Consider the following 22,060-nt stretch of genomic DNA (forward strand, 5'->3'; position numbering starts at 1 on the left):
GAGAAATTACAGTTAGAATTGATGGACCAAACAGAGGAGGTTCAGGAGTAGTTGTCGAAAAACAAGGAGATACATATTATGTACTCACCAACTGGCACGTTGTCAATAAAGTAGGAGATTACCAAGTACGCACACCCGATGGAGAAATGCATCCAGTTTACTATAGTCTCATTAAACAAGTACCAAACGTAGATTTAGCCGTTGTGCCATTTACCAGTTCTCAAAATTACCCCGTTGCCGAAACAGGCGACCCAACTCAGTTAGTTCAGGGAAAAGCAGTTTTTGTGGGGGGATGGCCACGTTCTGGGAGTAACCTCCAACAACGAATTTTTCTGAGTACACCAGGGGTAGTCAAAGGGCGTCAGCAACCTATCGGTGGTTATAGTTTACTTTATGATAATTTAGTCAGAGCGGGGATGAGTGGCGGACCAGTGCTAGATACAGAAGGTCATCTAGTCGCTATTAACGGTATTGTCAAGTTGCAAGAAAACTCTGACGCGATCGTTTCTGGAGGAATAGAGATTAATACTTTTTGGAGGTGGCGACAACAGGTTTCGTTGCCTACCATTTCTCAACAACCTCAGACTGCTAAAATTACAACTACTCCAACAGAAGCAACAAAACCTGTTTCTACAACTATCTCTAAACAGGAAAATGGAAGCGAAACTGCTGTAAATTTTACTTTGGCAAAGGCAATTTCTAATGAAGTAGGTGGAATAGTTAATTCTGTAGTTGCTTTAAATTCCCATATTATCAGTGGTAGTAGTAACGGGATGATTTCAGTCAGGGATATTCAGAATGGCGAAGTCATAGCTATTTGGAAAGCTCACGCAGAATCAATAAATTCAGTGGCAGTAACTCCCAATGAAGAGTTAGTTATCAGTGGTAGTGATGACAAAACTATCAAAATTTGGAAACTACCCAAAAATAAAAATGTCACTGATATTACTCTGGTGCAGACTCTCACTGGACATAACGATGTGGTAGATGGAGTAGCGATCGCTCCTGATGGTGAAATGTTGGTAAGCGGGAGTTGGGATAGAACTATTAAAATTTGGAATTTAAGTACTGGAGAGTTGCTCCGAACCTTAGAAGGACATTCTGAGATTATCAATGCGATCGCTATTAGTCCTGACGGTCAATTTCTAGCTAGTGGTAGTAAAGATAATATGATTAAATTATGGAACCTACAAACAGGTCAACTAATTCGTAATATAAATACTAATTCTCTATCAATTTTGTCTGTAGTTTTTAGTCCTGATAGTCAGATATTAGCTAGTAGTAATAGTAATGGCACGATAAACATTTGGAACTTGCAGACAGATGAATTAATCCATAGTTTAAAAGAACATATAGATGGAGTATGGTCAATAGTCATTACTCCTAATGGTAAAACTTTAATTAGTAGCAGTTGGGATAAAACCATCAAGTTTTGGGAATTGAGTACGGGTAACTTAAAAGGTAGTTTAAACGGACACACCAGTTACATTAGTACAGTAGCAATTAGTCCTGATGGTCAAACAATAATTAGCGGTGGTTGGGACCGGAAGATTAATATTTGGAAAGTTCCTTAATTTCAGTCAAAATCAAGGGGTACATCTCAAATGAAAAAAGTCTCTAGTTACTGGATTGTATCTCTGCTATTTAGCTTAATTATCTGGTTAGGATTACCAAATCCTAGCTATGCTGATAGTCAATCTATTAATGCCCAAACTATCCATGTTTTGCATCGTCTAAGTTTTGGTCCTAGACCAGGAGATATAGAACGAGTTAAATCAATGGGAATTAATAATTATATTCAGTCTCAACTGAGACCAGAAACTATTAGAGAATCTTCAAAAATCATGCAAAAAATGGCTAAGTTTCCTAACTTTAACTTAGCTCCAACAGAATTATATAAAAAAACTGTCCCTCCACTAAAAAAAGGAGCTAAAGACTTTACTCAAAAACAACGAAGAGAAATGAACAAAAGTATCAGAAAAGTTTTACAAGAATCAGAAGATGCACGTTTACTTCAAGCAATATTTAGTAACAAACAACTACAAGAAGTAATGGTAGATTTTTGGTTTAACCACTTCAATATTTATGTAGATAAAGGTAATTTAACTCGCCTCTTAGTTGGCACTTACGAAAGAGACGCTATTCGACCTTACGCACTTGGTAATTTTCGTAATTTATTAGGAGCAACAGCCCATCATCCAGCCATGTTATTCTATTTAGATAATTGGCTAAATACTGCTCCTGGTAGTAAAGGTGCCCGTGGCAGATTTAAAGGCTTAAATGAAAACTATGCCCGCGAACTTATGGAGCTTCATACTATAGGAGTTAATGGAGGGTATACACAACAAGATATAATAGCTTTAGCAAGAATTTTTACAGGTTGGGGAATACAACGTCGTGGTGGAGATGGGAGTGGGTTTAAATTTTTTCCAGAACGCCATGATAATAGCGATAAAATATTTTTAGGAATACCCATTAAAGCAGGTGGAATAGAAGAAGGAGAAAAAGCCTTAGATATTCTCGCAAGTAATCCATCTACTGCCCGTTTTATTAGTTATAAATTAGCTCAATATTTTGTTGCCGATCGACCTCCCGGTAGCTTAGTTAATAAACTAGCTAAAAGATTTCAAGAAACTAATGGCAACATTCGTGATGTGTTACAAACTTTATTTAATAGTCCTGAATTCTGGAATGAAAAATATTATAGGAGCAAATTTAAAACCCCTTATCAATATATTGTTTCTGCTGCTAGAGCAACCAATACTGACAAACCAAGATGGGGGAGAATTAAACGAATTTTAGAACAATTAGGAATGAAGCTTTATGCTTGTAAAACTCCTGACGGCTATAAAAACACTAAAGAAGCATGGTTAAATCCCGATGCCATGATGCGTAGAATTAGCTTTGCGATAATTATATCTCGTGGTCAGTTAAATCAAGGGGAACCAAAACGGATAAATCATCGGCAACTTAGGGCAACTTTAGGAAATAATTTTTCTGCCCAAACTCAAGCAGTAATTAGCAATAGTCCAGTTGGTTTACAAGCAGCTTTAATGTTAGGTAGTCCAGAAATGATGGAAAAATAGGCGTTGGTAAATTAGGGTATGATATTAATCTTAATTCTTGAGGAGTCAGGAGTCAGGAGTCAGGAGTCAGGAGGAAAGAAAGAATAAGAAACCCTGAGTAGAAGGATAAAGTTTTTTGGTAGCGTAAACGGAACGGAGTTCTATCGCGCTCTTATCCAGACATGATATTAGACATCTCTTCTAAAAGTAGGGAGTAGGAAATCTATCCCTTCCCATAAGTTTTAGAAGTATTGCAGGGTGAGGACCCACCTCTACTCCCAGCTATATAATACCATTTCTCACGCAAGAATGCTATGTATGATTGGGTGGGGAAGTGTGGGAAGTGTGGGAAGTGTGGGAGGTGGGGGGAGGGTTGAAAGTAGGAAAAATCTATACTAACCGACTAATAATTGTCAAAAAAAGACTTTGAATCTTGGTAAATATTTGACTGTTGAAGTAGAACTGAAGTATAGCATTACTTTCGGGAATTGGTATAATAAGTATTCAACTGGATTTAATATTAGAGGTAATATCAAATCAGTTTAATTGGACATAAAAAAATCTTCCAATCGTCATAACTACGCTCATCAAAGTTATTCTCTCTAATCCTGACTCCTGAGGACTGACTCCTAAAGACTTAACCATTCTAAAACTGTTTAACCGGATTTGATATAATATGAAAAGACGTAATTTTTTACAATTTGCTAGCTTACTATCAGCTTCAGGAATAATATCTGTTGGTAGTCATGGTTGGGTAGCAAAAGCATTAGCTCAAACCAACAACCGTAAACGATTAATAGTTATTTTTCTCCGAGGAGGAGTTGATGGATTAAATGTAGTTATTCCTCATCAGGAATACAATTATTATGATGCACGACCAAAAATAGCAATTCCTGCTCCAGGAGAACCAGAAGGAGCGATCGACTTAGACGGCCAATTTGGCTTACATCCTGCTCTAACAAGTATCATGCCCCTTTGGCAAAATCGTAGTTTAGCATTTGTTCACGCCTGCGGTTTAAACAACGACACTCGATCCCATTTTGATGCTCAATATTATATGGAAACAGGTATTCCAGGTAATAAAAAAATACCCGATGGATGGATGAATCGTTTGTTAGCAAATCTCCCAAAAGATAAACCTACTCAAGCTGTAAACTTAGGAGATACACCACCTCGGATTCTCATGGGTGCAATGCCAGTTGCCAATCTACCCACCGGGAGAAAATCAACCCGTAGTTTACCCATAGATGTCCCCAGAATTTATGAAGTATTCGATCGCCTTTATAGCAACAATGACGAACTTAGTAGAGTTTACCAAGAAGGTCGCCAGGCAAGAGACCTACTACTAGCTGACTTAGAGCAAGAAATGGAAGCAGCTTCCGCAGGCGCACCACCTCCACAAGGTTTTGCTGCCGATGCCAAAAATTTAGCTCAAATCATGGTTGGTGATTCCAAAACACAGTTAGGTTTTTTGGCTCTCGGTCGTTGGGATACTCATGTTAACCAAGGAAGCAGTCAAGGTACTTTAGCAAGACGATTGAAACCTCTTGGGGAAGGTTTAGTTACTCTAGTTCAGGAGTTGGGTCCGCTTTACTCGGATACTGTGATTTTAGTAATGTCAGAATTTGGTCGCACAGTTAACGAAAATGGTAATGGTGGTACCGATCACGGTCATGGTAACGTAATGTGGGTGTTAGGTGGTGGTTTGCGTGGCGGTCAGGTTTATGGACAATGGCCTGGTTTGGATGAGTCAGAATTGTTTGAGAAACGGGATCTAGCGGTGACAACGGACTTTCGCGATGTGATTTCTAGTGTTTTAGAGCAGCATCTTGAGATTGAGCGATCGCAAATAGCACGGGTTTTTTCTGGTTATTCCTCTGAGCGGCGTTTGGCTTTGTTGTGAAGGTAAGTAAAGGTCAAGTAGGGTGCGTTAATGAAATGCAACGCACCGCCTATCCCAAATATTTCGCTCAGTTACACTTTCCTACGGAATGCTGCGCAAACGCTAACAAACCCTACTTGACTAATGGATTAAGGTTTCATCCAACCTTCAAAACCTGCAACTAAAATATTAGCTACTGGATGGTCTAAAGCTTCCTTTAATGCCTCCGTCCCCGCAGATTTCAACGTACCAACAACCCGCTGCTTTAGTGTTGGATTACTTTCAATAATCTCAATAGCTTGTGTGGCAACTGTCATTTGACCTGCTGTTGTTTTAGTAGGGTTGGATTGCTCTAGTTGCTTGAGAAGTTCTTGTATCTCTGCTGCTGTCTCAGCCAGACTCTTTGATTGGTCCTCGTTAATCGTCTCATGTACTTCATAGTGGTTTTTACTATTTTTGCCACCAGCAATTTGACCATTGTTGGTTATATTGCCCTTGATAGAAACCCCATCATTAGTTTCATTCATTCTTTTTTCTCCTTTTTAGTTAGCTTATTTGTTAGAAGGTTTGTTTGCAGTCTGATTATAGGTAGTTTGCGCATTCATACCACCAGCAATTTGACCATTATTCGTAATGTTATTAGCATCAATCATTATCCCATTATTGATAACCTGTTTGAAAAATTCAAACTCTGATGTATCAACTCCCCAATCGTTTAATGTCTTAATAGTACTATTAAAAATGGTAGTTTGAATAGTTTTCCAATAAAGTAATGTATCCTGGGCACCGTAATAATCAAAATTGATTTTAAGATCTCTATCAACTCTGAGAAAGGCGTTCAAACCTATGTTGACAAAAGCAGCCAACAAAAGTGGTATCCAAACAAAGAACCATAACAAAACTGCAATAACTATTATAACAATGCCTATGGGGTTGTAAAGCCGTGGGTTGAAAACTATTTTTCTTATTGTAAAATTTGACCCTTTCTCTTTCTCTTTTCTTTCAAAGAATAAAGGCTCTGCAACATACTCTCGTAAAGTCTTATCAACACCATAATTGTACTCCTCTCCAAACTCTGCAGCTCTTTTTTGTCGGAAATTATTCAACTGCCAGGAGGTGATTTTATAGATAAAAACGCCAATATGAACAACAGCTATTAACCCAGTGAAGTATGAGCCACCTGGAACTATACCAATAATTATACCAATAATTAGAGCTTTAATTAACCTTAAAAAATTAGTATCTTGAAGGGTGGAAACTAAGCTAAAGCGCTTGCGGTCTATACCTGTCAAAATGTAAGCAGAAGACTCAACAAAAGTAATCGAACCAGCATTTAAAAATCGCAAAAAGTGGGTGAGAACATAATCACGTTCCGTATCAGTGTATTGATAAACTCGATAAGCTCGCTTGAGACTTCCTACTTTATTATGCTCTTGATTTAAGAGCGGGTCTTCTAAGTAAGTTACTCCTGGCTGAGTAGTAGGAACGGCCAAAAATTGACTGTCTTTTAGCTCGAAACCATCAATAAATAAGTAGGAATACTTTTGTAGTTTTGGTAGTTGTTTTTGAGCAATATCAGCATCAACAGATTTATAAAATTCAGAAATAGGAATATCAACTTTGCTATTTGAATCTTCTGCTAATCTGTCTATTGGTACAGTCCAACTAGATTTTGGAATCAGCTCGCCATAACCAGTAAAGGGATAGTTACCACCAAAAACAATAACATTTTGACGTTGCTCTACCTGCATTACTAGCTGTCGAAAGTTATTTACTAATGGTTCGAGAAATTTGAAGAAGCTAACTTGATAATTTTGCGTATAATTCTTTTTGATGAACTGTCTGGCCATGAACCATCGCAAATAAACTAGCTCGAATCCTACTAATAGTCCCCCAACAATGCCAAGCAGAAAAGCCCAGATTGAAAAACCAATTTCGATTATTATTAAAGTCTGCACGCATACTACAGTTAAGGCTGAAATTGCAAACAATACTGTAATTAAAGCCGAGCGAGCAGCGTGACCTGCAATTTCATCCAGGTTAAGGCTAGAAGCAGGAATTTTCGCTTTGTAGGGGTCAACTCGTAAGTAATCCAGTAGCTCAAAACTACTAAAAATTCCTTTTAAGTAAGCGTAGCCTGACAATAGTCGGGTTGATGTTATTAAATTTGTCGTCGAGTTTCGCAAGAATGGTGGCGAGCTTTCGGTTTCATAAGACTCTGCTCTAGGTACAGCCAATAATGCCTGGCCTTCTATAGTTTCTATCCGAGTTTCCCCCAAAATAGGAACCTCTTTATCTTCCATCAGCCTATTGTTAACGGTAACATTCTGATAGCCATCCAGCTTTTTTAAACACCATTTTTTTGTTGATTGGTTATACCTAAATTCTAAATTAAGGGTAGGTACATGACCAATACTAGGAAGGATAATATCGCAGTCAGAATCATGGCCGACTTTACAAGCGCGTTGTGGTTGCAAAGTCCAGGTTAAATTGGCTCTCTCAAGAGCTAAAATTAGGTTTGTCTTCATCCAACTTCGACTAAAGGATTATTAATACATTAATACTTAGTATATCATTAAATATAGAGGCTGTTTAATGTTCTTATATTCTGAGAGACAATCTCCCGATAAACAAAACAGGCCATACAGATATCTCAGTATTTTCACAATTGTGCCATAAATTTAGACTTATGCAAAACATAGTTAAAGTGGGTTTAAAGCCGGATGAACGTTATTCATTTATTAATACTATTCAAAAAAACTCATTTGAAATTATTTCTCTCGTAGAAGATAATTATCAATATTATGAACACTATTTAAAGAGAGATTTCACAGGTGAATACTTGGAAAATTTTCAACATAAATTAGATAGTTTTGCTGGGTTAAAACATCCACAGATTGAACAAATTGAAGATTTTTCTTTCGATAGTAACCAGCAGCAACTATCAATAATACAAACTTATGTTGAAGGAACATCCTATCAAACATTATTGGAAAGCAACTCTTTTTTAAGTGAATATGAGGCAGTTCAGTTGATGAACCAAGTTTTAAAAGTGCTTTCCTACGTGCACAGTAAAAGCTTGAGTCACGGTAACATTTCTCCAAGTAATTTGATCAAAGCTGAGGATGGATTAATTATTTTAGTAAATTTTAAGCTGATTCAAAATATAAGAGAAACTGTTAAAAAAGGAGCTTTAGATAATTCCACACAGAAAGAACCTAGCTCTAATGCAAATTTAGGAGAGAAGAGCGAGTCTATAACAGAAGTAGAGTTTAATCCGTCTCAAGATATTCGAGATTTAGCAATAACAGTATTGATGTTAATGACAGGTTTGAAGCGTGAGGAATTGCTCAGAAAAAACGATAATACTTGGGAGTGGTACGCTAGGAAGCAAATTAGCGATTCACGCGCTCAGGTTTTTGAACAAATGTTATCTGCCAACTCAACTGGCGTTAGTGCTGAAACGATTCACCAGTCCCTTAATACTACTTTGCCTATTGCTGCTTCTGGCTCTCTTTCATCTATAACTGGTGTTGTTGCTAGCGCATTGGGAGCTTTAGTGGTTTTTACAGGATTGATCGCAATTCTTTTAATAGGCGACGATTCATCAAGCACCCCTGATATTGAACCGAAACCATCAATATTAAGTGAAACTCAAGAAAGTTTTTCTTGCCCCCAAGGAAAATTAATAGCGATTGCTTGCGACGTTGAAATTAATGACTCAGATTCCCCTGATTTTGATGGAGGCGAATTAACTGTAAAAGTTAAAGGTGGCACAGAGAACGATCGTTTGTTGATTTATCAGAAAAGGCCAAGTACAGAATCTGCGGAGGAAAACAACAACCAGATTACTTACCGGAATATCTCAATTGGTAGTTTTTCAGGTGGCATTGGCACTGAACCTTTGAAAATTGTTTTCAATTCTAGTGCTACTGTTAAAGCTGTTGAAACTACAGTTAAAAGTATTATTTACCAAAACGTATCGGATAATCCCAAAAAGGGCACTCGCACCTTGGAAATAAAAGTTACTGACGGAGATGGCGGAATTAGTAATACCCTTAATCGAATAGTTACCGTGACTCCCGTCAATCAACGTCCAGTTATTACTGTTCCAGAAAAGCAAACTGCCAAAGAAGACCAAAAATTTAGTATTAAAGGAATTAGTGTTAAAGAACCTGACGGGGATAACATTTGTCTTGTGTTTACTCCTAACAATGGAAAAATAACTATTAAAGAAAATGTAGTCGGTGGCGTATCATTTCGGGGAATTAAATACAGTGAGAATAATACAGTCGCTTTCTGTGGTACCCCTACCCAGGTTAACAAAACTCTTAAGGCTAATAATGGGATTGTTTATGAAAGTAATACAAACTTTATAGGTAGCGATTGTTCCTGTCAACGATGCACCTCGTCTTATAGGGTTTTCAAATGCCGATAGTAGTATTTTAACGTCGGAGAGTGCCGTCAAGGTAGTTCGCGATTGGTTAGAAATTAAAGGTGAGGTTTTAGGCAGTCCTCCTAATCGTCAACTTTTATCAGAGTACACGGTTGGCGCTTACTATGACAAAACTTGGGGAACTATAGATTGGCTTATTAAAAATCGAGCATATTACACTTATGACAAACCTAGTGTTGAGCTTGTTGGCAATTTTCAATTATCGGGGAAACTAGCAACAATTGATGTACAAGTTTACGAGTTTACAACACTTCACTATATTGCTGGAGGCACTTATCCGGAGCCTAGTTCTGGAATCTATCGCTTTACTCTTGAATTTAGCAATGGTAAATGGAAAATAGCAAAGACTACAAGACTAGACTAATGAACAGGTTAAAAAATAAGTCTATAGGAAACTGATGAATAATAGATTTTTGACGAGCTTTCGTTTTTTTGTTCCCACCACTTTATTAGTTGTGGGACTAATTCTTAACGGTTATGCGTTTGTGAAATTTTTAACTAAAAAACGTGCAACCGTTACACCTTCTCCTTCTGTTGCGCCTACCGTTCTTGTTTCTCCAGCACCCAAAAAAACAGTTTCTCCATCTCCACCACCTCCAGCGATCGCTCCTTCAATTGAGCCAAAATCAGTGTTAACGCTAAAAAAAACAAAATTGGGACATTTTCCCTACCAGGAAGGAGATGTGCAAAAAATGGTAGTTGTTGCCAGTTATGCCACGGGTGCAGAGTATCAAAGGTTTGAAAAATTAGCACCTGAAGCAGCTTTTGCTTTGATGAAAATGATATATGCTGCCAGGGATGAAGGAGTGTGGATAGTTCCTGTTTCAGGCTTTCGGACAATTGCTGACCAAAAACAATTGTTCCAATACCAGATTCAGCGCCAAGGTTCCCCAGAAAAAGCAGCAAAACTTTCTGCTCCACCAGGATACAGTGAACATCATACAGGTTTTGCCATTGACTTAACTGATGGCAACTTCCCGAAAAAAGATATTACTTATGAATTTGCAGAAACAAAGGCTTTTCAGTGGCTAATTAAAAATGCAAACCAATACGGCTTTGAAATGTCATTTCCTGAAAACAACTCTCAAGGAGTAAGTTATGAACCTTGGCACTGGCGTTTTTTCAAGTATGATGGCTTTCGATAGTTTGAAGTCGGGGTAAATATAGCGAGGATACTTTGTGAGCGGAACGAAGTGAAGCAAAGCAATCACAGTACTTTGCGATTACTTCACTCCGCTATCGCTGCGTTCGTAATGACAACTTTTCCACCGGACATGATATCATCTATGAAGTTTGCGAGGGTTACGGGCAAAAAAGGTGAGAATTAAAATCAAAATCACCAATATCAAACAACCATAAAGACCAGGTTGATAAGAACCCAATTTATCTTTAAATATAGCTAAAAAAGAAGGTCCGATGGCACTAGCTATCACCAAAATCATCATCTGAAAACCAGAAATAGCACCCAAATAAGCTCTACCAAAAAAACGCGGTAAAGCTACTGCCGATAAAGTACCAAAACATCCCGTACTAATGCCAAACCCCACAATAGTTAATACCCGAAATAAAGGCACGCCAAGATTAGCAATAGAAGCAACACCTATTGCCTCACCAACCATCATAACCATGAATAAATATTTGATATTAACTCGGTCTGCAGCCATCCCCATCAAATAACCAACAATAGTAGATACAACTGCCTGCGGTAAAAATATACTTACTGTCTGTACTTGGGATAATCCAAATTCGGCACCAATATCAACGATATGAAAAGTGATACCTGTAAATATCAAAGACTGGGAGGATAATACTAATGTCACCACCCAAAACATAATTGTGCCGATAGCTTCAGCGCGGGTAAAATCTTGCAAGTTGTTTTCAGATGAGTTTTCTACTTCAACCGTAGGTGTTTGTACTTCTCCATCCATTAATAGACCGCATTCTTCAGGAAGATCGCGATAAAATACCCACCCTATTAACCCCATACCAATACCAACAACTGCTGCCATAGTTAGCCAAGCATTTCGCCAACCTAAAGTATTAATCAATGAACTTGAAACTAAGGGTGCCATAGAGAACCCAAAAACCATGAATAAACCATTAATACCAGAAACCAAACCCCGGCGACGGTTAAACCATTTACCGAGAGTTGTACGACTGGTCATAGTTAACATACCTTGGCCGGAAAAACGCAGGCAGACAAAACCTAATATCAGCATTAATAGCGCTATAGTTGAATCGGAAATTCTAGGAAATGCGTTACTGACGAGAGTAGTTAGGCGATCGCTAAAACTCAGATAACACAAAGTTAAAGCTAAACCTACTGATGCACAAACAACAGTTACTCGCGCCCCAAAACGGTCTAGCAATACTCCGCCATAAGGCAATAGTAAACCACTGGTCAAAGTACCAAAAAAATAAGCATTACTCAGTTGTAACCGTGACAGACCAGTAGCAGCTAGTAAATAGTCAGTAAAAGCACTCATCCCAATAGTTTGACCTGGTATGCTCATTATTACTCCAATGGTGCAAACAATTAAAATTATCCAGCCATAAAAAAACGGGAAATTTTTAGGAGCGAAAGGATAGTCGGGATGTAACAGATTTTTGGGAGTAATTTTAAGCATGAGATTAAATCAAGTTGAACCAGAATTATATTAGCTGTTCCCTGCTATATAAATATAAGTTGTCTGCCAAATTTTTTAATATATCGTTGAGCGTGTTAAACTACCAAGAAATTATCTCCAAATTATTAACTATCAAAAGTACCATTCTTCCCATAACCTTAGCTATTTTAGTAGGTTTTATATTCTATTGGCTAAACTTTCCCGTCGGTTGGCTGCTAGGGCCAATGATTGCCGGAATTATCTATGCGATCGCTAAAGGTACTCCCCAACCATTACCGAGAGTAATAATTATGCTGGGCAAAGCAATAATTGGTATTGCTACAGCATTTCGTTTTTCCCCAGAAACAATTAGTTTAGTTAGCACTTATGCTATTCCTGTAGTGGGATGTATTTTCATCACTGCTGCCTTGAGTATGTTGAAAGGCTATTTGTTGTCGTTGTGGAGTGGAGTTAGTCGCTCTACAGGTTTTCTAGCATCTATTCCTGGAACTGCTTCCGCTATTGTTGCTATGAGTGAAGAACTAGGTGCAGACCCTATTGCTGTTGCTATCCTTCAGTATTTGCGATTGTTATTAGTGGTATTTATTATGCCAACTGCTACCATATTCATGTTTCCAGCTATCGACCAGACTCAAATTACAACTTTATTAGCATCGGGTAAAACAAGCATACCCATGTTTGGGAATTTATTAATTATAGCAGGATGTTGTGGTTTAGGAATTTGGGGGGGAAATTTATTACGTTTGCCTTCCTCTGCTTTTTTAGGTAGTTTTGCAGTTGGGTTAACTACTTTGTGGGGAGCGCCATATCAATTACAAGTTCCTCAATGGTTATTTGCAGTTGGACTGCTGCTAGTAGGAATTTCTATAGGGGTTCAGTTTGACTGGGAAAATGCTCGCAAATTGTGGAAAGCTATTTTAATTGATATCGCACTGGTAATAGGGTTAATTATCGGTTTCTTTGGAGTAGGTTACGGGTTTTATAATTTGACAGAGGTGGACTTAATTACTTCTGTTTTAAGTTTCACCCCAGGGGGGTTAGAAGCCATGATCGCAACTGTTAATGAGTTGGGTGGTGATGCTGGTTTAGTTTTGGCAATTCAACTTTCTCGAATGTTAACTATTATCTTAGTGGGACCGGGGTTGACAACTCTGATACTTAAGAGAATGAAAATCTCTAGTGCTGCTACGCGGAAGTCAAAAGTCAAAAGTTGAAGTAGCAGTCAGCTATCAGCACTTCAGCAGCTAATATTATAGCACTTTTTAGGATAGTGAGGTACAATTTGAAAATTAGGCGTTGGTGAAAAGAGGTATGATATCTTGTCCGGATAAGAGCGCAAACAAAAAACTTTCTCCCTCTACTACTCTTTCTTCTTCTTTCTTCCCTCCTGACTCCTGACTTCCCCTCCTGGGAGGGGGAGGGGCGAGGGGTGGGTTGACTCCTGACTCCTAGATAATTAAGATTAATATCATACATTAATTCACCAATGCCGAAAATTAATCTTTTTTTCCCTACTGCCTACTCCCTAAAGTCCTAAAATTTTGTACCTCATCAACTCCAAAACTGCTGTAATAATTCTAGCAATTGATTAATCCAAAATCCTGTTCATCAAAAATCTCAAATCATTCGTCACTGTGCAACGCCAAAAATTCAACACTAATAATTACAATGCACCGCCACCCAAAATAGCAATATCAAGACTTGCGCAAAAATACTAAGTGTTGGCAATTCAACTGACTCGAATGTTAACTATTATCTTATTTGGGCCTGGGTTGACGACTATGATATTTAATCAAGATCGAAGGTTCTAATATTATATCGGAAGAGAAAAATTAGGCTGTTCTGTTTAGTGGCATAAACAGGAGGATCGTTGCTACAATCTCTAGAAGAAAAACACGATGATATTTTGACTAAAAATATTGTCCTTGCCTCATGCCTCTGTGTACTTATAATGAGTATTATAACTGCAGAAGTTTTTTATGAAAGCTAATAAATTAGAATCTTACAGTATAACAGCTCTGACTGTAATTTTAGGGATATTGGCTACAACTCCCGCCAAATCTCAACCCATAACCCCCTCAAACGACGGCACAGGTACAACCGTCAATCAAAACGGCAATCAATTTAATATTCAAGGTGGCGCTCATAATGGGACTAACCTCTTCCACAGTTTTGACCAATTCAACGTTCACTCCGGTCAAACAGCTAACTTTCTCACCACTCCAGATACTCGCAATATTTTCGGCAGAATCACAGGAGGTAACGCCTCAATTATCAACGGTCTGATCCAAGTCATCGGTAGTAATTCTAACCTCTTCCTGATGAACCCGGCAGGCATAATGTTTGGCCCAAAGGCTAGCCTTAATGTCCCCACCTCATTCAGCGTGACCACAGCCACAGGTATAGGTTTTAACAGCAATAACTTCTGGTTTCAAGCCATGGGAACAAATGATTATGCCAACCTAGTAGGAAACCCCAGTGGCTATCATTTTAATGTCTCAAACCCAGGCGCTATAGTTAACGAAGGGAACCTCAGTTTAAACCCAGGGGAAAATCTTACTTTGTTGGGTGGCACGGTTATCAACACAGGGCAACTCTCCACAGCAGGCGGCAACGTTACTATCACAGCAGTAGAAGGAGGTAGTACTCTGAGAATATCCCAACCAGGAAATTTATTAAGTTTGGAAGTAGGTTCAACAATAGCGAATGGGGAAGATATTTCTGGTATGACTCCCTTATCCTTACCCGAACTTTTAACAGGTGGAGAAATAACTCAGGCCACATCTATGACTGTGAATGGAAATGGTGATGTGGTGTTGATAGATTCAAATATCCTGGTAGCTGATTTACCAGGTACAGCAATTACTTCGGGAAATATCAACGTTTCGATCCCCCCTAACCCCCCTTATCAAGGGGGGGAGATGAATCGTTTCCCCCTTTTTAAGGGGGACGGAAGGGGGATCGAAGAAGGGGGGTATATGAATAGTCTTCCTCTTTCCCAGGGAGACTGGAGGGGGATTTCTCAAAGAATGGAAAGGAATACCAACTCCAGTTCCCTTAAAAAGGGGGGTCAGAGGGGATCTAATGTCGGAGGACAGATAAATGTGTTAGGCAATCGCGTAGCAATTATCGATGCCAATATTAACGCCGATGGTCTAAATGGAGGGGGAAGAGTATTAATCGGAGGCGACTTTCAAGGTAATGGAATAGTACCCAACTCTCAGCAAACATTTGTTAACAATAACTCATTTATTTCCGCTGAGTCTACCACAAATGGTGACGGCGGTCAAGTAATAATTTGGTCCGATGGAATAACTAATTTTGCCGGGAATATTAGTGCCAGAGGAGGAGAATTTTCTGGTGATGGAGGGTTTGTTGAAGTATCAGGAAAACAACAATTAATATTTGATGGAAATGTCAATGTTAGTGCAGCATTTGGCACCCCAGGAACAATATTATTAGACCCAGAAAATCTAACAGTGGGAGAGTTAGAAAATACTGAAAGTTCAGAAGATAATAATTCGGAAGTGGCATTTGGTGAAAATTCCGAAACCACAGAAAATGCAGAAACAGAAACAGTAGATAATAATTCGGAAGTGGCGTCTGGTGAAAATTCGGAAGTGGCGTCTGGTGAAAATTCCGAAACCACAGAAAATTCAGAAAATGTTGAGAATTCAGAAATAGCAGAAAATTCCGAAAATGCAGAAACAGAAACAGTAGATAATAATTGGGAAGTAGCATCTGGTGAAAAATCCGAAAATTCAGAAACCACAGAAAATCTTGAGAATTCAGAAATAGCAGAAAATACAAATTCAGAGATAGAAATAACTTCTACAGAAAATACTGAGAACTCAGAAACAATAGAAACAGAAACACCAATAGACCCCTTTGCTCAAGATCAAAATTCTGATGTCACAATTTCAGCAGAAAATATTGGAGAATTATCAGGAGATATAATTTTATTTGCCGACAACGACATAACAATTAATGAAAAGATAGAAACTACAGAATCTGTAGAATTAAAAGCAGGTCGCAATATTAACATCAATGCCGATATTGACACATCAATTGGCAATGGAAATATTGACCTACTCGGTAATAATGATGAAATGGATATTGCTAACCGGAGTGCCGGAGCAGCATCAATAAATCAATTAGATGGAACAACATTAAATGCCGGAAGTGGCACCATTAATATTCAGTTGGGGAACTTAGGAGAAGTAGGGGATATAAATCTGGGAAACTTAACAACAACAGGGCAAATTTTAGTTAATGCCAATGGTGGAAATATTGCCAGAGTTTCTGATAGTTCAATTATTAATGCGGGTAGTGTTTTATTTGAAACAAATGGCAGTGGAGGAATAGGTTTAACTGATGCACCTTTGCAGTTGAATGTAGAAAATTTAGAAGCTGTTTCTGGCAGTGGTGGAGCATTTTTTGATGTGTTGGGAGATGTGAATATTGGTGATGTGAGAGAGGATGTTAATGGTATTGTTACTGCTGGGGGAGATATAGAAATTCAGAGTGCAGGAAATGTGACTTTAACAGAAAGTATTTTTATTTCGGAGCAAGATGCTACAGAGAATAATTCTGAGGTAGCATCTAGAGAAAATACAGAAGTTGATAGTGGGACAGGTGGTGCAATTAATATTGAAGCTACGGGAGATATTGTTGCTACGGGTAGCGGAATTACAGCTAGTGGGGAAAGTGTTTCTTTGTCTGGAACAAATATTACGATCAATGATGAATTTGATGAAACTTCTGGGGATGCGGATGTTAAGTTGGCAGCTACAAATGATATTACAGTTGAGGATATAGAGGATGATGCGTTGGAATTTCTGCCTGGGGAAGGAGAGATAGAATTTCGGGCAGATGTGGATGGAGATGGAATTGGTGCTGTGACCATGTTGCATAACGAAGCGGATGTTGGCAGTGATGCGGATACTATTAAGACCAATGGGCGAAATTTAACTATTGCAGGTGCCGGTCTTGTTTTGGGGAATATTGATACTTCGGCGTTGCCAGTCTATTTTGGTGGGGAGTTGCCAGCAACTGTAGATGTAGATGAGGATGGAGCTATCAACTCTGCTTCTGGTCAAGGAAATGGAGGTGCTATTAACCTTAATGCTATTTCTGGAGATATTCTTACAGGTTCGTTAGATGCTTCATCTGTTGATAGTGATGGAGGCGATATAGAAATAAATGCGGTAGGGGATATTACTACGGCAGAGATTATTACTAATTCTGGTGAATTTATTGTTGATGAATTTGGAAGAGAAGAAACCAACGGTGGTAGTGGCAATGCTGGTAATATTAGTATAGAAAGCACAACCGGCTCAATTGATACTACAATAGGCTCAGTTTTTGCTCGTTCAGTTTCAGGAAATGGAGGAAATATTACCCTAGATGCAGGAGCTAACATTGAGATGGCATCACTTGATTCCTCTTCTCAGGCATCAGAAGGTAACTCAGGAAATGGAGGAAATATTATCCTAGATGCAGAAGGTAACATTGAGATGGCATCGGTTGATTCCTCTTCTCAGGCATCAGAAGGAAACTCAGGAAATGGAGGAAATATTACCCTAGATGCAGGAGCTAACATAGAGATGGGATCACTTGATTCTTCTTCTCAGGCATCAGAAGGCAATTCAGGGGATGGGGGTAATATCACCCTTAATGCTAGTAGTGATATCTTCTCAGAAAATATCCATTCTAGTTCATCTGCTATTATAGGTGCTTCATTTATTATAGGTACTTCTCTTCCTGCTAGTGAAGGCAATTCAGGAAATGGAGGGAATATTACCCTTAATGCTGGTAGTAATATTAAATCAGAAGAGATTGTTTCCCATTCTCATGCCAATTACGGGAATTCAGGGGATGGGGGTAATATTACTCTTAATGCTGGTAGTGATATCTTCAATAACAAAGGTGTTGTTTCTTTTTCCTATGCCTCTACTAAAAATTCAGGGAATGGGGGCAATATTACCTTGAGCGCTGGAGATAATATCACAACAACATTAACATTTTCTTTCTTTTCATTTATAGGTCCTGGGTTCAACTTTTCTGCAACCAATGTAGATGCAGATGGCAACTTGACTCTTACAGGGACAGGAGGAGGTGTTTCTGCTTCACTAGAAGGAATTAGTTCTTATTCTTCTGGCAGTAACTCAGGGAATGGAGGCAATATTACCTTGAGCGCTGGAGGTAATATTAATACTGCATCACTTGCTTCCCATGGAGGAAATGGGGGAGCCATTGACCTTGAGGCTGGAGGCGATATCACTACAGAATCGCTCAATTCTTATTCTTTTTTCTCTAGTGCTAACTCAGGAAATGGGGGAGCCATTGATCTTGAGGCTGGAAGCGATATCACTACAGAATCGCTCAATTCTTTTTCCTATTCCGATGAAGGTAACTCAGGAAATGGGGGAACCATTTCTCTAACTGCAGAAACAATCAAATTTAACCCTCCAGAAAACGGAGACGGAGAACCATTAGCAATCAAAACATTCTCAGTCGGAGAAAACGACTCCGGGAAAGGTGGAGACGTTAACATTACCACCAACAACCTCAGCAATGCAGAAATATTGACCCTATCTACCCACTCCGAAGCAGGGCAGGTAATAATTGAAAGTCAACCACAAGGAAACCTTCAACTGACAGACTTATCCATCATCACCAGTAAACAAGTAACGATAGAAAACCCTTTCGTCCCAGACATAACAATAGACGTAGGTGACACCCAAGGCAGATCGGGAAACGTTAACATCTTCAGTTCAGGCAACCTCAGCCTCAACAACGTCACCATCGAAAGTGACACCAAAGGAGACCAACCCGCAGGAGATGTCTACATATATAGCCAAAAAAACACCACCCTCGACAACACCGACATCCTCAGCATCACCAACGCAGAAGGAAACGCAGGCAACATCACTCTCGAAACTCCCCAAGACATCCAACTGACAAACAACAGCCAACTCCGAGCAAATACAGAAGGTATAGGGAACGCAGGTAGTATCGACATCCAAGCAAACAAGCTCAACCTAGACCAAAGCACAAGCCTAATTACAGAAACTTATGGAGCAGGGGCACCAGGAGATATCACCATCGAAGCCAACACTGTAGATATCGGTCAAGATGCCCAAATCAGTGCCACAGTAGTTTTGGGCGCAACCAGCACCGGAGACGGAGGCAATATTACTATCAACACCAACGAACTCAATATTACAGGAAAACTCGGAATATTCGCCGAAACTGAAGCATCAGCAAACGCTGGCACCCTTACCATCAGTCCCTACAAAGACCACCCAGACCTCAACATCAATTTCAGCAACGACGGTTTCATATCCGCCTCCACCAGCTCCACAGGCAACGGAGGCAACATTAATATCAGTGCCCCAGAAACCATAGATATTGCTGGAAAAGGATTCATTGCTGTAGAAACTTCAGACAAAGGAAACGCTGGCAGCATCAACATTGAGACCCAAAACCTCACCCTTTCAGATGGAGTAGCCATATCAGCTTCTACCACTGACAAAGGAAATGCAGGAACGATCGAGATCGACACCGAAGAATTAACCCTGGAAACAGGAACAAGTTTAACTACAGAAACCAATGATAAGGGAAAAGCTGGGGATATAGAAATCAACACCATAAAACTAACCATAGGAGAAGATGCTCAAATTAGTGCCACAGCAAGAGAAGGAGCAACCAACACTGAAGCAGGAGGCAACATTACCATCAATGCTACGGACTTACTAATCTCAGGCCGACTCGGAATATTTGCCGAAACAGCAGGAGAAACCCCCGCAGGTACTCTTACCCTTAACCCCTACTTTCTTATAGGGGAGCAGGGGAATAGAGAAAATCGTTCCGATCGCTTTGACCCGGACTTTAATATTACCTTCAGCGAAAATGGCTTGATCTCTGCCCGCACTACTTCCAGTGGAGATGGAGGCAATATCAATATATTTGCTCCAGAAAACATCAATATTACAGGGGAAGGAAAAATCACGGTGGAAACTACGGCAGGGGGAAACGCAGGTATGATCAATATAGAAACCAAAAACCTGACAATAGCCGAAAATACTACTATATCTGCAGCTACTTCCGATAGTGGAGACGGAGGCAGCATCAACATCAACCCCAGTGAAAACTTTCAACTCGACGGTCAAATCATTACAGAGACCACAGGAGCTGGAGACGGAGGAAAAATTACTATTAATACAGGGGAACTATCAGCGGAAAATAGTACCATCTCAGCTAGAAGCACTGATGCAGGAAACGCAGGCACAATAGAAATCACAGCTCAAGAAAATATCGTCACAGGTATTATCCAATCTTCTGCCTCAGAATCAAAAGAAGCTGCTAACGGAGGTGACATTACCATTACCAGTGAACAGAGAGAAATCAATGCTACTCAACCCATCCAATCATTTTCAGAAAAAGGTAACGCTGGAGATGTAACTCTGAGTGCGAAAACAGATGTGACTACTAATACTATCAGTTCCCACGGAGAACAACAGGGCGGTCAAATTACCATCATCACAGAAACAGGAAACATAGACACCAGTAATGGATTTCTGGCCAACTATTCTGGCGAAGGAACTGGAGGCAACGTTACCTTAGAAGCATCCGCAGGAAACATTACTACCAGTGACATTTACTCTTTTGCTGATGCAGACGGCGGTCAAATTCTTTTAAAAGCAGGAGGTGACATCAATATCGCCGAAAATAGTAATGTTATCTCTGCCTCCGAACCTGCAACTACATCCGATACTGAAAACTCAGGCAAAGGAGGAGACATTATTTTAGAAGCGGGTGGTAACATTAAGACTACAGCAGCTAGAATATATTCCGGTGCAGATGAAGGCGATACAGGTACAATACATATTGTTGCGGATGACGCAATAGAAGTGGGTCAAATAGATCTAGCATCAGGTTTTGTCAGAGAAGAAATCTCAGTATTTAACAATTTTACCCTCATACCTGTACCTCAAGGAGAAGCAACTCAAGGAGAAGCAGGAAATATCAATATTACTAGCAACAATGGCACAATAGACACCACTGCTGGAGTAATAAACTCTCGTTCCCCTGACGGCACTGGAGACATTGCGCTCAATGCCAGAGAAAATATTACTGTAGGTAAACTAGAAGCTAGCACCCTCAACCAAGCAAAACCAACCACAGGAGGAAATGTTGAAATTATTAGTGAAAACGGTGAAGTCAATTCTACCCAAGCAATAGAAACATTTTCAGCACAAGGTACAGCTGGGAATGTGAATATTCAAGCTGAAAGTTCAGTTAATCTAAAAAATATTCTATCCCAGGGAAGGATGCGTGGGGGTGATATTACTATTGACAGTCGGAGTGCAAATAGCATAGATGTTCAAGGGGAGTTAAACACTTTTTCTACGGAGGGTATCGGTGGGGATGTTACTCTCACATCTCTGGGTAATGTAAGTATTAGTGGAATTCGTTCGGAAGGGATACAACAGGGAGGTGACATTACATTGGAGAGTGAAATAGGGGAGATTAGTGCAACGGGAGACATTACTTCTTTCTCAGAGGAAGGCAGAGGAGGAAATATTGAGATTGATGCCCCAGAAAGTGTGAATCTGGAAAATGTATCATCCTTTGGTGCGACTGAAAGTGGGGATTTGAGAATTCAAAGTCAGATAGCAACAGTGAATACAGGGAATGTGACAACTCAAGCACCGGACGGCCCCAGTGGTGAAGTTATTATTAATGGCAGTCAAATAACTACAGGAAACTTAAGTTCTTTGGGTACAGTCAGTTCAGGTATTATTCGACTAGAAGCAACTGATGGCTCTATTACTACTTTGGACTTAGAATCAATTGCTTCAGAGGGCGAAGCAGGTGGTATCGATCTAGATGCAACAGGAGATATCAGCACTGAAGACCAAACTGTAATTTCTGGAGATGGAGATGCCAATATTGATCTTGATGCTGGAGGGGATATTTCTGTAGGTAATCAAGAGGCGATCGCCAATCAAGGAGATGCTAATAT

General features: G+C 39.5%; 12 protein-coding genes. 8 read left to right on the plus strand and 4 right to left on the minus strand.

The window, feature by feature from the left end; all coding sequences use genetic code 11:
• From D5R40_RS20405 to D5R40_RS20415, 3 genes are all read left to right on the plus strand, one after another.
• A partial coding sequence (locus D5R40_RS20405) for a trypsin-like peptidase domain-containing protein (protein WP_124155122.1) occupies positions 1 to 1,574 on the plus strand: 1,574 nt, incomplete at its 5' end.
• 30 nt (positions 1,575 to 1,604) lie between these two features.
• Complete coding sequence (locus tag D5R40_RS20410) at positions 1,605 to 3,086, plus strand: DUF1800 domain-containing protein (protein WP_124147218.1); 1,482 nt, start codon at positions 1,605 to 1,607, stop codon at positions 3,084 to 3,086.
• Positions 3,087 to 3,741: 655 nt separating this feature from the next.
• On the plus strand, positions 3,742 to 4,968 hold the full coding sequence (locus D5R40_RS20415) for a DUF1501 domain-containing protein (protein ID WP_124147219.1): 1,227 nt from the start codon (positions 3,742 to 3,744) through the stop codon (positions 4,966 to 4,968).
• Positions 4,969 to 5,096: 128 nt separating this feature from the next.
• Here D5R40_RS20415 and D5R40_RS20420 read toward each other — a convergent pair whose 3' ends face one another.
• Positions 5,097 to 5,474: a hypothetical protein gene (locus tag D5R40_RS20420; RefSeq protein WP_124147220.1), complete on the minus strand. Its 378-nt coding sequence runs from the start codon at positions 5,472 to 5,474 to the stop codon at positions 5,097 to 5,099.
• A 24-nt stretch (positions 5,475 to 5,498) separates the two neighbouring features.
• Positions 5,499 to 7,475, minus strand: a complete 1,977-nt coding sequence (locus D5R40_RS20425) for an AbeC-like domain-containing protein (protein ID WP_124147221.1) — start codon at positions 7,473 to 7,475, stop codon at positions 5,499 to 5,501.
• 161 nt (positions 7,476 to 7,636) lie between these two features.
• Between D5R40_RS20425 and D5R40_RS20430 the strand changes: the two genes are divergently transcribed.
• The 3 genes from D5R40_RS20430 to D5R40_RS39880 are packed head-to-tail and all read left to right on the plus strand — an operon-like array spanning position 7,637 to position 10,548.
• A complete protein-coding gene (locus D5R40_RS20430; RefSeq protein WP_124147222.1) occupies positions 7,637 to 9,385 on the plus strand; it encodes a protein kinase domain-containing protein in 1,749 nt (582 codons plus the stop codon).
• Between the two features lie 4 nt (positions 9,386 to 9,389).
• Entirely contained in the window at positions 9,390 to 9,767 is a 378-nt protein-coding gene (locus D5R40_RS42740) for an ARC6/PARC6 family protein (RefSeq protein WP_375339397.1), read from the plus strand.
• 34 nt (positions 9,768 to 9,801) lie between these two features.
• A complete protein-coding gene (locus tag D5R40_RS39880) occupies positions 9,802 to 10,548 on the plus strand; it encodes a M15 family metallopeptidase (RefSeq protein ID WP_124147223.1) in 747 nt (248 codons plus the stop codon).
• A gap of 135 nt (positions 10,549 to 10,683) precedes the next feature.
• On the opposite strand, the gene D5R40_RS20445 is transcribed toward D5R40_RS39880, so the two are convergent.
• Entirely contained in the window at positions 10,684 to 11,916 is a 1,233-nt protein-coding gene (locus D5R40_RS20445) for an MFS transporter (protein ID WP_124147230.1), read from the minus strand.
• 206 nt (positions 11,917 to 12,122) lie between these two features.
• Here D5R40_RS20445 and D5R40_RS20450 point away from each other — a divergent pair, with 206 nt between their 5' ends.
• Positions 12,123 to 13,244 carry an AbrB family protein gene (locus tag D5R40_RS20450; protein ID WP_240039164.1) on the plus strand — a complete coding sequence of 374 codons (1,122 nt, stop codon included), beginning with the start codon at positions 12,123 to 12,125 and terminating at the stop codon, positions 13,242 to 13,244.
• On the opposite strand, the gene D5R40_RS35690 is transcribed toward D5R40_RS20450, so the two are convergent.
• The gene (locus D5R40_RS35690) at positions 13,234 to 13,506 is read right to left on the minus strand and encodes a hypothetical protein (RefSeq protein ID WP_124147225.1); all 273 of its coding nucleotides are present in this window, start codon (positions 13,504 to 13,506) and stop codon (positions 13,234 to 13,236) included. The genes D5R40_RS20450 and D5R40_RS35690 overlap by 11 nt on opposite strands.
• A 503-nt stretch (positions 13,507 to 14,009) precedes the next feature.
• Between D5R40_RS35690 and D5R40_RS20460 the strand changes: the two genes are divergently transcribed.
• Positions 14,010 to 22,060: filamentous hemagglutinin N-terminal domain-containing protein (locus D5R40_RS20460; RefSeq protein WP_124155123.1), on the plus strand; the 8,051-nt coding region annotated here is incomplete at its 3' end.

Source organism: Okeania hirsuta, assembly GCF_003838195.1.
GTDB lineage: Bacteria > Cyanobacteriota > Cyanobacteriia > Cyanobacteriales > Microcoleaceae > Okeania > Okeania hirsuta.